The sequence below is a fragment of the Variovorax sp. KBS0712 genome, assembly GCF_006323185.2.
GTDB classification, from domain to species: domain Bacteria; phylum Pseudomonadota; class Gammaproteobacteria; order Burkholderiales; family Burkholderiaceae_C; genus Variovorax; species Variovorax boronicumulans.
In genome coordinates this window covers 419051-432883 of the sequence record NZ_VCCD02000003.1, presented here as the reverse complement: position 1 = coordinate 432883, position 13833 = coordinate 419051, and the positions used below count along the sequence as shown (strand labels likewise).

13 protein-coding genes are annotated in these 13833 nt (G+C 69.3%); 6 read left to right on the top strand and 7 right to left on the bottom strand.

Going from position 1 to position 13833, the window contains the following annotated elements:
* Nucleotides 1-17 precede the first annotated feature (17 nt).
* Nucleotides 18-1007 (bottom strand): phosphatidate cytidylyltransferase, encoded by a 990-nt coding sequence (locus FFI97_RS26775; RefSeq protein WP_095948182.1) that lies wholly within the window; start codon nucleotides 1005-1007, stop codon nucleotides 18-20.
* A gap of 4 nt (nucleotides 1008-1011) precedes the next feature.
* Nucleotides 1012-1881 carry a lysophospholipid acyltransferase family protein gene (locus FFI97_RS26770; RefSeq protein ID WP_139703007.1) on the bottom strand — a complete coding sequence of 290 codons (870 nt, stop codon included), beginning with the start codon at nucleotides 1879-1881 and terminating at the stop codon, nucleotides 1012-1014.
* A gap of 9 nt (nucleotides 1882-1890) precedes the next feature.
* Here FFI97_RS26770 and FFI97_RS26765 point away from each other — a divergent pair, with 9 nt between their 5' ends.
* A complete protein-coding gene (locus FFI97_RS26765) occupies nucleotides 1891-2328 on the top strand; it encodes a DUF2809 domain-containing protein (protein WP_139703008.1) in 438 nt (145 codons plus the stop codon).
* Here FFI97_RS26765 and mtgA read toward each other — a convergent pair.
* From mtgA to FFI97_RS26740, 5 genes are read right to left on the bottom strand one after another with little or no spacing between them, the layout of a single operon-like run.
* Entirely contained in the window at nucleotides 2273-3016 is a 744-nt protein-coding gene (mtgA, locus tag FFI97_RS26760) for a monofunctional biosynthetic peptidoglycan transglycosylase (protein WP_139703009.1), read from the bottom strand. The genes FFI97_RS26765 and mtgA overlap by 56 nt on opposite strands.
* Nucleotides 3013-3870, bottom strand: coding sequence for a shikimate dehydrogenase (gene aroE / locus FFI97_RS26755; protein WP_139703010.1), 858 nt, complete (start codon nucleotides 3868-3870; stop codon nucleotides 3013-3015). The genes mtgA and aroE overlap by 4 nt, the downstream gene beginning before the upstream one ends.
* Nucleotides 3871-3904: 34 nt before the next feature.
* Nucleotides 3905-4756, bottom strand: coding sequence for an energy transducer TonB (locus tag FFI97_RS26750; protein ID WP_139703011.1), 852 nt, complete (start codon nucleotides 4754-4756; stop codon nucleotides 3905-3907).
* Nucleotides 4757-4805: 49 nt separating this feature from the next.
* The gene (locus tag FFI97_RS26745; protein ID WP_139703012.1) at nucleotides 4806-6875 is read right to left on the bottom strand and encodes a ribonuclease catalytic domain-containing protein; all 2070 of its coding nucleotides are present in this window, start codon (nucleotides 6873-6875) and stop codon (nucleotides 4806-4808) included.
* A 52-nt stretch (nucleotides 6876-6927) separates the two neighbouring features.
* Nucleotides 6928-7521, bottom strand: a complete 594-nt coding sequence (locus FFI97_RS26740) for a YqiA/YcfP family alpha/beta fold hydrolase (protein ID WP_095743618.1) — start codon at nucleotides 7519-7521, stop codon at nucleotides 6928-6930.
* Nucleotides 7522-7811: 290 nt separating this feature from the next.
* Between FFI97_RS26740 and FFI97_RS26735 the strand changes: the two genes are divergently transcribed.
* From FFI97_RS26735 to FFI97_RS26715, 5 genes are all read left to right on the top strand, one after another.
* Nucleotides 7812-8555 (top strand): response regulator transcription factor, encoded by a 744-nt coding sequence (locus FFI97_RS26735; RefSeq protein ID WP_139703013.1) that lies wholly within the window; start codon nucleotides 7812-7814, stop codon nucleotides 8553-8555.
* Between the two features lie 6 nt (nucleotides 8556-8561).
* Complete coding sequence (locus FFI97_RS26730) at nucleotides 8562-10397, top strand: ATP-binding protein (RefSeq protein ID WP_139703014.1); 1836 nt, start codon at nucleotides 8562-8564, stop codon at nucleotides 10395-10397.
* A 35-nt stretch (nucleotides 10398-10432) separates the two neighbouring features.
* Nucleotides 10433-11587: a rod shape-determining protein RodA gene (rodA, locus tag FFI97_RS26725; RefSeq protein ID WP_139703015.1), complete on the top strand. Its 1155-nt coding sequence runs from the start codon at nucleotides 10433-10435 to the stop codon at nucleotides 11585-11587.
* Nucleotides 11588-11635: 48 nt separating this feature from the next.
* Complete coding sequence (tldD, locus tag FFI97_RS26720; RefSeq protein WP_139703016.1) at nucleotides 11636-13096, top strand: metalloprotease TldD; 1461 nt, start codon at nucleotides 11636-11638, stop codon at nucleotides 13094-13096.
* A gap of 82 nt (nucleotides 13097-13178) precedes the next feature.
* A complete protein-coding gene (locus tag FFI97_RS26715) occupies nucleotides 13179-13718 on the top strand; it encodes a hypothetical protein (protein WP_139703017.1) in 540 nt (179 codons plus the stop codon).
* Nucleotides 13719-13833: the final 115 nt, after the last annotated feature.

The following is a 13833-nucleotide window of genomic DNA, read 5'->3' as shown; positions in this document are numbered from 1 at the left end:
GCCCGCCGTCCGGTGCTTCAGACGTTGAAGTACCAGCGGATCGAGTGGAAGAAGATCGGCGCCGCGAAGCACAGCGCGTCGACGCGGTCGAGCAGGCCGTTGGCGCCGGTCACGCCCACGCCTTTCTGCCCCCAGTTCGGAATGCCGCGGTCGCGCTTGAGCGCCTTCATCACGAGGTGGCCCATCGAGCCCGCGACGCAGGCAATGATCGACACCGCGAGCGCCTGCCCGAACTTGAACGGCGTGATGAACGAGAACAGCGCGCCCACCAGGCTGGCCACGACGATGCCGACGCCCCAGCTGGTCCAGTTGAAGCTGCGGCTCACGTTCGGCGCGAACGGCGTGCGCTGCATGCGCCGCGAGATCAGGTGCTGCACCAGCACCGAGGTCTGCACCACGAACACCAGGAAGAACACGAGGAACGCGCTCTTGCCTTCGTAGCCGGGGAAGGTCAGCAGCAGCAGCGCGGGCACGTGGCTCATGCCGTAGACGCAGACCATGATGCCCCACTGCAGCTTGGCGTTGCGCTCGAGGAAATGGCTGGGGTCGTTCGCCAGCGCGCTCGCCACCGGAATGGCGAGGAAGACGTAGACCGGGATGAACACCGTGAACAGGTCGAAGCGCGCCGTGGCCACCAACCAGAACTGGATCGGCAGCACCACAAAGAACGCGAGGATCAGGCTGCGGTGGTCGCCGCGCCGCGTCGGCGAGAGCGTGATGAATTCGCGCAGCGCAAAAAACGCGATCAGCGCGAACAGCACCGTGGCCACCGTTTCGCCCAGCGCCCAGCCGATCCAGAACACGATCACCATGAACCAGGTGGTGCCCAGCAGCGCGCGGAAATGCGCCAGCTCGGCCTGCCACGACTCGTCGTGCACCGGGTTGCGCCGCTCCTTGAAGCTCAGGAAGAAGACGGCGGTGCTCACGATGAAGAGCAAGCCGAAGACGATCAGGAAAAGGGCCGCGACCTGCTGGGTCGGGCTGAGGCTGCGCAGGAACTGGTTCATACCTTCAGACGTCGCGCAATGCGATCACGGCGGCACGCGCACGGTCGAGGAAAGGGCGGCGCTCTTCGCCTGCTTCGACGCGGATCGGCGCGCCGAAGGTGACGGAGCACAGGATGGGCACGGGCACGATCTCGCCCTTGGGCATCACGCGCTGCACGTTGTCGATCCAGGCCGGCACGAGGACCACGTCGGGGAACATCGTCGCCAGCGCGTACAGGCCCGACTTGAATTTCTGCGGCTCGCCGGTGTGGCCGCGCGTGCCTTCGGGAAAGATGATGATCGAGTCGCCGCTGCGCAGCGCGTCGATGAGTGGCGCGAGCGGGTCGGCGGCGGGCGGCTCGAGCGCGGCGGCCGGTGCTTCGGGTTCGATGACCGGCGGCGGTGCGACCGGTGGTGGGGGCGGTGGGGGCGCGGGCAGGTCGAGCTGTCCCTGAATCTCCTGCGGGCCTTCGGCGGCCGGTGCGTGAGACACAGTTTCGATCGGCAGCAGCGGCTCCATCGACGGCTCGATGCGCTCGGCCGGGGCGATGGGCGCCGCGCGTGGCGGTGCCTGAGGCGGTGTTTCCGGCGGCGGCGCCACCGGTGCAGCCCCCGTGGCCGCCCGCTCCACATACACCGCGTTGAACACCTCCGTCGTGATCCAGCGCTTGACCGGCGTGTTGGCCCAGTAGTCGCGCGCCGCGATCGGCCGCGTGATGCTGCGCAGCTCTTCGGGCAGCGCGGCCCAGATCATCACGAGGTCCGCGTGGCTCTGGTGATTCGCGAAGTAGATGCGCTGCTCGGCCTTCGGTGGACAGCCGTACCAGCGCGCCTGCGCGCCGGTGAGCAATCGGACGATTCCCAGCAGCAACCAACCTGTGAGCTTTGCCAGCATATGGAGGCGATGATACGGGCCATGCGATGGCGATTCGATCTTCTTTCCCTGGCGTGGGCGGTGGCCCTCTTTGTGTTGCTCGTGCTGCTGGCCACCGTCGGCGCGCGCTGGGGCTGGGTGCGAAGCTTCTTCGGCGACGTGCTGGCCGTGGCGTGGGTGTACCTCGTGTTCAAGACCTTCGTCGCCGCGCGCGTGCTGCCGCTCGCACTGGCGGCCTTCGGCGTGGGGCTGCTGGTGGAGCTGGGGCAGTTCCTTGCGTCGACGTGGCACCTGCACATTCCGAACCGCGCGCTGCGCATCGTGCTCGGTGCCACCGCCGACTGGTGGGACGTGCTGGCCTACGCGATCGGCTTCGTCGCCGTGCTGGCGGTGGAAGGCGCGGTGCGCAAGCTCAGGGCAGGTCGACCGCCGGCATCCGCGCCACGATCGTCGATGCCCGTCCGTTGATGTACGACGAATTGGGCCGCCGCTCGAAGAACTTCGGGCTCGGCAGCATCACGGCCAGGCGCGCGGCCTCGTAGGAACTCAGGCGCGCGGCGGGCTTCCTGAAGTAGTACTGCGCCGCGGCCTCGGCGCCGAACACGCCTTCGCCCCATTCGACGTTGTTCAGGTAGATCTCGAGGATGCGCCGCTTGTCGAGCAGCACCTCGAGCAGCGTGGCGAGCACCAGCTCCTGGCCCTTGCGCAGCATGGTGCGTTCGCCCGACAGCAGCAGGTTCTTCGCGAGCTGCTGCGTGATGGTGGAGCCGCCGCGCAGCGGGGCCGGTTGCGCCGGCTTGCCGCGTGCCGCCGCGCGCGCCATGCGCTTGGCGGCCAGCTGTTCGGCGCGGGCGTTGCGCTGGCGCGCACGCTCGATGGCTTCCCACTCGACGCCGTTGTGGTCGACGAAGCCGGCGTCTTCGCTGGCGATCACGGCGCGCTTGAGGGTGTCGTTGATCTGCGAGTAGGGCACCCAGTCCTGGCGCCATCCTCCGTCGCGGCCCTGCGAGAGGGCGACGCGCCAGGCCTCGGAGCGCTGGAAGGCCGTGCTCTGCGGATCGATCACCGCCATGGCCGCGATGCGCACCACGAAGAACAGTTCGAGCGCCAGGCCCGCCACCACGAGGCAGGCGATCAGGCGCAGCAGGCCCTTCATGCGCCGGCGGCGAGCGAGGCGCGCAGCTCGGCCAGCACCTGCGCCGACGGCGGGCGCACGCCGCGCCAGAATTCGAAGGCCTCGGCGGCCTGTTCCACCAGCATGCCGAGGCCGTCGCGCGCGACCGCACCGTGCGCTTCGGCCCAGGCCATGAAGCCTGCGGCGGCGGGGCCGTACATCATGTCGACGGCCAGCGCGCCGGGACGCAGCACCTGCGCGCGCACGGGCACCGCGTCGCCCGCGAGGCTGGAGGCGGTGGCGTTGACCACCACGTCGAAGTCGCCCGGCACGTCGTCGAGCGCCCAGGCCTCGAGCGTGGCGCCGTGGCGCAGCGCGAGCGCGGCATGGCGCTGCACCAGCGCGATGGCCTTGTCGAGCGTGCGGTTGGCCACCACGACGTGCGCGGCGCCCGCGTCGAGCAGCGGCCCGAGCACGCCCGCCGCGGCGCCGCCGGCGCCGATCAGTAGCAGCGACCGGCCCGCCAGCGGCACGCCGGCGTTGCGCACGATGTCGTTGACCAGGCCGATGCCGTCGGTGTTGTCGGCATGGATGCTGCCGTCGGCCTCGAAGCGCAGCGTGTTCACCGCCTGCGCCAGCGTGGCGCGCTCGCTGGTGTGCTGCGCAAGCGCGGCGGCGTCGAACTTGAAGGGCACGGTGACGTTGCAGCCGCGTGCCGCATCGCCCTGCGCGGCCGCTTCGCTGCGGAAGGCGGCGATGCCTTCTGCGAAGGCGCCGATCGGCACCAGGCGCCGGCCGTAGGCCATGGGCTGGCCGCAGAGTTCGGCAAAGCGCGCGTGGATGCGGGGCGAGCGGCTGTGCTCGACGGGGTTGCCCATGACGCAGTACTGATCCATGGCCGATGCTCCGTGTTCTGCTGGGGTGCTGTTGCTATTGGGACGACAGCTCGATGGTCTCGTCGCGCGTGAACTTGAAGCGCGACTGCAGCACGATCTGGTCGGTCTGCTTGCGCATCGCGTCGGTGAATTTGCCGAAGTTGCCGACGCTGCGCACGATGGCCTGGGCACGGCGGTCCAGCGTGGTGTTCCCCGAGCTTTCGTCGACCACGGCGTCGAGCACGCGCCCGTCGTGGTTGATGGTGACGGTCATCTTGAGTTCGCCATAGAGCTTTTTGCCGGCCGCGGTCGGGAAGTTCTCGGTGCCCTTGACCTCGATGCGGCGGCGCAGCGTGTCGACGTACAGCGCGTAGGCGGCCTCGCGCGTGGCGGGGCTCAGGTAGCGCTTCTTGGGGCGCGCGTTTTCCTCGTTCACGCGGCGCTCGATCTCGGCGAGCAGCGCGACCATCTGGCGGCGCTTTTCCTCGCGCGCGGCGGCCTCGGTCGGGTCGCCGGCCTGGCGCGGATCGGGCACGGGCATGGCGGCCAGCTCGCGCTTGAGCTGCGCCAGCATCTGCATCTGCTGGGCCTGCATGGCCTCGACCTGGCGGCGCGACTCTTCGAACGAGTCGCCCATGGTGGTGAAGCTCGACGGCGGCAGCGGGCTGGTGGCCCGGCCCTTGTCGAGGTCGCCGCCGCCCGCGAGCGTGGTCTGCGCCATCACGCGGGCCGCGGGGTCGGGCTTGTCGTTGGTCTTGCTGTTGACCAGGATCACCTCGAGCGGGGTTTCGCTGAAGACCCGGTTGAGCGATTCGGGATCGACGAAGCGCACCGCGAGCAACGCGGCATGCGCGATGACCGACACGCCCAGAGCGATCTGCAGCGTGCTGAGGTCCTTGAGATTCATTCTCGAAACTCCTCCAGGGGTCGCGTGTCTCCGGTCGTTCGACCGGGGGTCATGCAGGCGTGGTCGTCGCCGGGTCGGGTGCGGCCTCGGTGTCGCTCAGGTCGACCGCGATGGCGATCGGGCCGGCGACTTCTTCCTCGTCGTCCTCGCCGCCGTCAGCGGCTGCGGCATCGGCCTGCGGCACGTCGAAGCGTTCGAGCACGGTGCCGCTCACGTCGAGCGCGATCTCATCGATCTCGCCGAGCTTCACGCGCACGCGCGCGCCGCGCTCCTGCTGGCCGGCCACCGGGAACACCAGCGGCAGCGTGTCGGCGCGCACCAGCGCACCGTTGGGAATGTCCTTGATGACCGTGGCCTCGAGCTCGGTGATGCCCTGCTGCTGCAGGTACTTCAGCGTCCAGAAGCGCTCCATGCCGCCCTGGTAGGCGTTGTACGTGGCGTAGGCCGCATCGAAGCCCGACAGGATCGAGAACAGGTCGGCGTCCTTCGGCTTGAAGGGCGCGGCCAGCGCGGCGGTCTTGCCGTGGCGCGCGGCCGCGATGATCTGCCACTGGTTCACGAGGTCGGTGTAGCGGCGCAGCGGCGAGGTGCTCCAGGCGTAGCTCTTCACGCCCAGGCCCGCGTGCGGCAGCGCGCGCGTGCCCATGCGCACCTTGATGCCGGGCGCCAGGCTGGCCTGGCTGCGGTACAGGCCCGGCACGCCGAGCTCGCCCAGCCAGCCGCCCCAGCTGCTGTTGGCCAGGATCATGGCCTCGGACACGATCAGGTCGAGTGGCGCGCCGCGCTGGCGCGTGCTGATCTGCACCTGCTCGTTGCCGGTAGGCTCCGCGCCGTCGTTGCCGACGAGGCGGAAGTTGTAGTCGGGCCGGCTGAAGTTCTCGGGCTTGCCGCGCACCACTTCGCGCTGCGCCTTCAGGTGCTTGGCCAGGCGGAACAGGAGGGAGAGCGGCGCGCGCAGCTTCGCGGCGGCGTCGGGGGTGTTGTCGGAGTTGAAGGTGGCGTCTTCGAGCCAGGGCTGCGTGACGACAGCGTCGAGCTGGTCGTGGCGCAGGTTGGCGACGATCGGCACGCGTTCGAGTTTCGTCTCGGTGCCCTGCAGCTCGAGCGTGGCTTCGTCGAAGCGCGCATAGAGCGACACGGCCGGGCGGTCGCCGCCTTCGAGCAGCGTGTAGGTGTCGACCACCTCGTCGGGCAGCATGGTGATCTTGTAGCCCGGCATGTACACGGTGGACATGCGCGCACGCGCCACGGCGTCGATGGCGCTGCCCGGCGTCAGCGCCAGGCCCGGTGCGGCGATGTGGATGCCGACCGTGATGGTGCCGCTGCCCATGCCCTGCACCGACAGCGCGTCGTCGATTTCGGTGGTCTGCGAGTCGTCGATCGAGAAGGCCCGCACGCCGTCGGCCAGCGGCAGGTCGTCGGCGACGGCCGGCGCCGCGAGCGCGGGAAAGCCGGTGCCCTTGGGGAAGTTCTCGAACAGGAAGCGCCGCCAGTGGAACTGGTAGGGCGAATCGATGGCGCCGGCGCGCTCCAGCAGGTCGAGCGGCGGGCGCTGCGTGGCGCGCGCGGCGTCGACCACGGCCTTGTACTCGGGCGCGTTCTTGTCGGGCTTGAACAGGATCTTGTAGAGCTGCTCGCGGATCGGCGGCGGGCACACGCCCTCGGCCAGCTGGCCCGCCCATTCGACGATCTGCGCCTGGATGGCCTTCTTCTTCTCGATGGCGGCCAGCGCCTGCTGCACGATCTCGGCCGGCGCCTTCTTGAAGCGCCCCTTGCCCGCGCGGCGGAAGTAGTGCGGCGCCTCGAACAGCGCGAACAGCGCGGCGGCCTGCTGGGCGAGCGAGGGCTTGTCGCTGAAATAGTCGGCGGCCAGGTCGGCAAAGCCGAACTCGCCTTCGGCTGCGAATTCCCAGGCGAGGTCGAGGTCCATGGCGGCGGCGAGCGTGCGCGCCTCGGCCATCAGCTCGGCCGGGGACGGCTTTTCGAAACGCAGAACGATGTTGGCGCCCTTGACCTTGACGCGCTTGCCGGTCTCGAGCTCGACCTGTGCCGAGGCTTCGGCTTCCGACAGGATGCGGCCGCCGAGGTATTTGCCGGCTTCTTCAAACAATACAAACATCCGGCGATTCTCCCACGCGGGATCGGACGCCCTTCCGGGCCCGGGGCGGACGCTAGACGGGGTTGATGAACGCCATCACGTCGTCGAGGTGCGCTTTTTCGAAATCGGACAGCGCATGGTCGCCGCCCTCGAGCAGCTTGATGCGGCTGTCGGGGTAGCGCGCCGACATCTCGTGCCAGTCGAGCGCCTCGTCGCCCTTGGCGATGATTGCGAACAGGCGCTCGGGCCGCGTGAGCGCGCCGATTTCCATGGCGCGCAGCTCCTGGATGAATTCGGGCTGGAAATAGAAGTGCTCGGCCGGATCGTGCCAGGCGGTCTGGCTGCCGATGTAGCGCGTGAGGTCGCGCGCCGGGTGCACCGCGGGGTTGAGCAGCACGGCGCGGCAGCGCGTCATGCCGGCGACGTAGGTGGCGTAGAAACCGCCCAGCGACGAACCGATCACCGCCATCGACTTGCGCGGCCAGTGCGCGATGCCCTTCATCACCATGTCGATCGCATCGTGCGGCGACGGCGGCAGCTGCGGGCACCACCACTCCAGGTTCGGGTGCTCGCGCGCCACGTGCTTCGCCACCAGCCGCGCCTTGGTCGAGCGGGGCGACGAACGGAAGCCGTGCAGATACAACAGATGGGTGGTTTGCGGTTCCATGGGAGGAGGTGACTGGGGTGCGCTGGTCGCGCCCCGTGGCCGGATTCAGACAATTTTGCATGAGGTCCGCACCGCTCACGGCGCGGTGACCCCACAAATCCCTGCGAATCGGCCCATGAGAAGGCCGCGAGGGCGTGGCTGGAATTCGAAAGTATTCACGGTGCGGCCGCGCAGGGGGCGGCGGTGCGGCGCAAGGGCGGAAAGAAGAGACAAGTTTCGTGACGCATCTGGCAGGGGGCATCCCATGAACGAGGGAGGCAGGCCCCGCGTGGCGGTGGGTGCCCAGGCTTATGCTTCATCCCATGAACACCGAGGTACAGGATGACGGGATGCCACGCCGCTGGGGCGTGCTCGTGGTCGAGGACGACAGCCGCGCACGCGCCTTCTTCGAGGCCAGCGTGCAGCGCAGCCCGCGCCTGTTCTGGCTGGGCAGCGCCGGCACCGTGCAGGAAGCGCGCAGCTGGCTGGCCGCAACCGCGACCATCCCCGACGTGCTGCTGGTCGACCTCGGCATGCCCGACGGCACCGGCCTGGACGTGATCCGCGATGCCGTCGCGCGCTTTCCCGGCTGCGAGCCGCTCGTGGTGTCGGTCTTCGGCGACGAGGAGAACGTGCTGGCCAGCATCGAGGCCGGCGCCGTCGGCTACATCCACAAGGACGCCGCACCGGAAGACATCGCGCAGACCATCGTCGAGATGAAGGCCGGCGCCTCGCCGATCTCGCCCATGATCGCGCGCCGCGTGCTCGCCAAGTACCGCAGCCTGCAGGCGGCCGTGCCGGGCACCACTGGCGCGGCGCTGGCGGAGACGGCGCTCGACGAGGCCGACCGCGGCCTGCTCTCGGCGCGCGAGCACGAGGTGCTGACGCTGATCGCGCGCGGCTTCTCGTACGCCGAGATCGCGCGCCTCAAGGGCCTGAGCGTGCACACGGTGCAGACCCACATCAAGAACCTCTACGGCAAGCTCGCGGTGCATTCCAAGAGCGAAGCGGTGTTCGAGGCCACGCGCCTCGGCCTGCTGTCCCACCCGGGCTGAGGGCGGATGCTGCGGCGGCTGGCGTTCCTGTGCCTGCTCGGGCTGGCGGCGCTGCTTGCCGCGGGGGGCGCCGCCGCAGGGGAGACGCAGGGTCCGATCGAGCTGCGCCACGCCAGGGTGACCACCACCATCGACGGTGTCGTGCAGACCGAAGCGGTCGACCTGTCCTACCACTGGGACCGCCGGCACCGCGGCCGCACCGGCTTCGCGAGCTTCGAGCTGCCGTTCCGGGTCGAGACCCTGCCCGAGGTGCCCTGGGGCGTCTTCATTCCCCGCGCCGGCAGCGTCTTCGAGGTGCAGCTCAACGGCGCGCTGCTGCAGTCCTATGGTGACCTCGGCCAGGGCAACCGCGCCGACTACGCCAAGGCCCCCGTCTACGTGCCGGTGCCCGGGCTGCTGCTGAAAGAGGGCGAGAACCTGCTGCAGATCCGCATCCGCGCCGACAGCGAACGGCGCGCCGGCCTGTCGCGCGTCACCATCGGGCCGGCGACGCCGGTGCGCACCGCGTTGTTCGAAGGCGCCTACGCCTGGCGCTTCACGGGGTCGGTGCTGCTGACGGCGTTCAGCCTGATCGTCGGCAGCATCGCGCTGGCGCTGTGGTTCACCCAGGTCGACACCGGCGCGACCGGCCGCCGCCAGCGCGACGCGCTCTACTTCTGGGCCGCGGTCGCCGAGTTCTGCTGGGCGCTGCGCGTGGCCGACGCCATGATTCCCGAGCCGCCGCTGCCGTGGCAGCTGTGGGGCGTGCTGATGGCCGGTTGCTACGCGGGCTGGGCCGCGTCCGCCATGATGTTCTGCTACCACCTTGCGGACTGGGCGCAGAGCCCGCGCACGCGCTGGGTGCGCTGGCCGACGGCGGCCGTGGTGGCCGGCACCGTGGTGTTCACCTGGCTGGCGCTGAACCGCGAGGAGCCGCGCTGGCTCACGGCCTGGCTGGCGGTCGAGATCACGATCGTCCTCGGCTTCGTGGCCGCCTTTGCCGTCGCCACGGTGCGCCGGCCCAGCGTCGAGCGGCTGCTGGTGGCCGGCGCTGCGCTGGTCACGGTGGCCTTCGGCACGCGCGACTGGCTGGTGATCCGCCTGAGCGACGCCTACGGCGAGACCACCTGGGTGCGCTATTCCTCGGTGATGTTCGGCGTGGCGCTGCTGCTCATCGTGCTGCGGCGCTTCCACTTCGCGAGCGTGCAGGCGCGCGGCTGGGTCAAGACGCTGGCCGACCGGGTGGCGCAGCGCGAACGCGAACTCGCTTCCACCTACGCCGAGCTGGAGGAGGTGGCCCGCGACCAGGCGCGCACCCACGAGCGCGAGCGCATCCTGCGCGACATGCACGACGGCGTGGGCTCGCACATCAGCTCGGCGATCCGCCAGCTGCAGTCGGGCCAGACCAGCCCCGAGGAACTGCTGCGCACCCTGCGCGACTCGCTCGACCAGCTCAAGCTGTCGATCGACTCCATCCACCTGCCGCCCGGCGACATCGGCGCGCTGCTGGCGGCGCTGCGCTACCGGCTGGAGCCTCGGCTGGCCGCCGCGGACATCGCCTTCGAGTGGGGCGTGGACGAGCTGCCCCCGGTGACGCAGCTTGACGCCCACGCCACGCGGCAGCTGCAGTTCCTGCTGTTCGAGGCCATCTCGAACGTGCTGCAGCATGCCCACGCCAGCGCGCTGCGCATCGAGGCCGACGCGCGCGACGGCGCCGTGCGCCTGCGGGTGATCGACAACGGCGTGGGCTTCGACGCCGCCGAGGTGCCGGAGGCGCTGTCCAAGCGCGCCGCCGCCATCGGAGCCCGGCTGGCGATCGAAAGCCGACCGGGGCGCACGGTCGTTCAGCTCGTTTTCGACTGAAGGGTCGGGCGGGGCGGGGATAATCCGCCCCCATCATGTCTGCCGTGTTCAACCAGCCCTCCCTGGCGCGTCGCATTGCGCCCATCTTCCAGGGCTTCGACGGCTTCCTGGCCTTTGCCGTGATGCTGCTCGCCTTTGCCGGGCTGCTCACCATGTATTCCTCCGGCTACGACCATGGCACGCGCTTTCTCGACCATGGCCGCAACATGCTGCTGGCCGGCGGCATCATGTTCGTGGTGGCGCAGGTGCCGCCGCAGCGGCTCATGGCGTTCGCCGTGCCGCTCTATGCGGCGGGGGTGGCGCTGCTGATTGCGGTGGCGCTGTTCGGCATCACCAAGAAGGGCGCCCAGCGCTGGATCAACGTGGGCGTGGTGATCCAGCCCAGCGAAATCCTCAAGATCGCCATGCCGCTGATGCTGGCCTGGTGGTTCCAGCGCCGCGAAGGCCAGTTGCGTCCGCTCGACTTCGTGGTGGCGACGCTGCTGCTGGCGGTGCCGGTCGGGCTCATCATGAAGCAGCCCGACCTGGGCACCTCGCTGCTGGTGCTGGCGGCCGGGCTGGCGGTGATCTTCTTTGCCGGGCTGCCGTGGAAGCTGATCGTGCCGCCAGTGGTGCTCGGCGCGGTGGCCATCACGCTGATCGTGGGTTTCGAGTCGCAGCTGTGCGTCGACGGCGTCGATTGGCGCGTGCTGCACGACTACCAGAAGCAGCGCGTGTGCACGCTGCTCGACCCCAGCAAGGACCCGCTGGGCAAGGGCTTCCACATCATCCAGGGGATGATCGCCATCGGCTCGGGCGGCGTGGGCGGCAAGGGCTTCATGCAGGGCACGCAGACGCACCTCGAATTCATTCCCGAGCGCACCACCGACTTCATCTTCGCGGCGTACTCCGAGGAATTCGGCCTGATCGGCAACCTGGCGCTGATCGCGGCCTTCATCCTGCTGATCTTCCGCGGGCTGACTATCGCGCTGAACGCGACCACGCTGTTCTCGCGCCTGCTGGCCGGGGCGGTGACCATGATCTTCTTCACCTACGCCTTCGTGAACATGGGCATGGTCAGCGGCATCCTGCCGGTGGTGGGCGTGCCGCTGCCGTTCATCAGCTACGGCGGCACCGCCATGGTCACGCTGGGGCTGGGGCTGGGCATCCTGATGTCGATCGCGCGGGCCCGCAAACTCGCCCAGAACTAGAGTCCCCCGGGGCGGCACGGACGGGGGCGGCTGCCTAGAATGACAGTCATGATCTCCCGCGAACCCACCATCGAGCGCCTCGCCACGGCGCAACAGCTCCTGCTCACGCCGTTCGGCTTGGACGAATCGCACCTGAGCAAGGCCCTGGCCGAGATCACCGCGCACCGCGTGGACGATGCCGACCTGTACTTCCAGTACACCCGCAGCGAGGGCTGGAGCCTCGAGGAAGGCATCGTCAAGACCGGCAGCTTCAGCATCGACCAGGGCGTCGGCGTGCGTGCCGTGAGCGGCGAGAAAACCGCCTTTGCCTATTCGGACGACATCTCCGAGGCCTCGCTGCTCGACGCGGCGCGCACGGTCCGCTCCATTTCCTCCGCCGGTCGCACCGCGCGCGTGAAGACCGTGCCGCGCAAGATCGCCTCCAGCCGCTCGCTCTACGGCGGCATCGACCCCATCGCCACGCTCGACAGCACGGCCAAGGTGAAGCTGCTCGAGAAGGTCGAGCAGCTCGCCCGCTCGCGCGACCCGCGCGTGGCGCAGGTCATGGCCGGCCTGGCCAGCGAATACGACGTGGTGATGGTGGCGCGCGCCGACGGCACGCTGGCGGCCGACGTGCGGCCGCTGGTGCGGCTGTCGGTCACCGTGATCGCCGAGCAGAACGGGCGCCGCGAGGTCGGCTCGGGCGGCGGCGGCGGGCGTTTCGGCCTGGCCTACTTCACCGACGAACAGATCGCCGAGTACGTCGACCACGCCGTGAAGGCCGCGCTGACCAACCTCGACGCCCGTCCGGCCCCGGCCGGCGAGATGACGGTGGTGCTCGGTTCGGGCTGGCCCGGCATCCTGCTGCACGAAGCCATCGGCCACGGCCTGGAGGGCGACTTCAACCGCAAGGGCTCGAGCGCGTTCTCGGGCCGCATCGGCCAGCGCGTGGCGGCCAAGGGCGTCACGGTGCTCGACGACGGCACCATCGCCGACCGCCGCGGCTCGCTCAACGTGGACGACGAAGGCCACGCCAGCCAGCGCAACGTGCTGATCGAGGACGGCATCCTCAAGGGCTACATCCAGGACTCGATGAACGCCCGCCTCATGAAGGTCAAGCCCACGGGCAACGGCCGCCGCGAGAGCTACGCCCACGTGCCGATGCCGCGCATGACCAACACCTACATGCTCGGCGGCGACAAGGACCCGCAGGAAATCGTCGCCAGCATCAAGAAGGGCCTGTACGCCACCAACTTCGGCGGTGGGCAGGTCGACATCACGAGCGGCAAGTTCGTGTTCTCGGCCAGCGAGGCCTTCTGGGTCGAGAACGGCAAGATCCAGTACCCGGTGAAGGGCGCGACCATCGTGGGCAACGGCCCCGACGCGCTCACCCGCGTGACCATGATCGGCAACGACATGGCGCTCGATTCGGGCGTCGGCACCTGCGGCAAGGAAGGCCAGAGCGTGCCCGTGGGCGTCGGCCAGCCGACCCTTCGCATCGACGGCCTGACGGTAGGTGGAACGGCTTAGGACTTTCGGCACTTGCCGGCCGTTTCATTCGGTTGCTAAGCTGCGCTCCTTTTTTGCGAACGACGAATCAAGGAGCATTTCAATGGGGAACAGGATCAATTCGCCCGCCGTGCTGTGGGCCGTGACCGCCGTGGTCGCGCTGGCCACAGCCGGTTGCGCATCGCGCGGCGGTTCGGGCAGCCAGCCCGCCGCCGCACCGGCACCCGCCCCGGCCGCTGCCGCGCCCGCGGCGCCCAGCGGCTCGAAGGCCGGTTTGGACGCACGCGGCAACGTGGTCGATTCCTCCAAGGTCGAGGCCGGCAGCGGCCGCACGGTCAAGGGCCTGAACGGTTTCGAGGGCGAGATCACCGGCAACCCGGCGCGCAACAGCAAGTTCACGCGCCTGCAGATCGGCATGAGCACCAAGCAGGTCACCGACCTCGCCGGCCAGCCCACCGACCAGGGCGCCTACATCACCGGCAAGGCCTGGATTCCGTTCTACTTCGGCAGCGATCGCCACCGCTTCGAGATGACCTACAAGGGCCAGGGCCGCCTGATCTTCGCGGGCGGCGGCATGGGCGATTTCAGCAGCGGCAACCTGATCTGGATCATCCATAACGCCAACGAATCCGGCTACAGGTAAAAACAACACCGACCCGGCCGCCTGGCCGGGTTTTTGTTTTCCGTGCTACATTCCGCCCACATGTCCGCCCTCCGCGCTTACTTTTTTGCCTACTTTTGGTTCCCGGTTTCCGGCG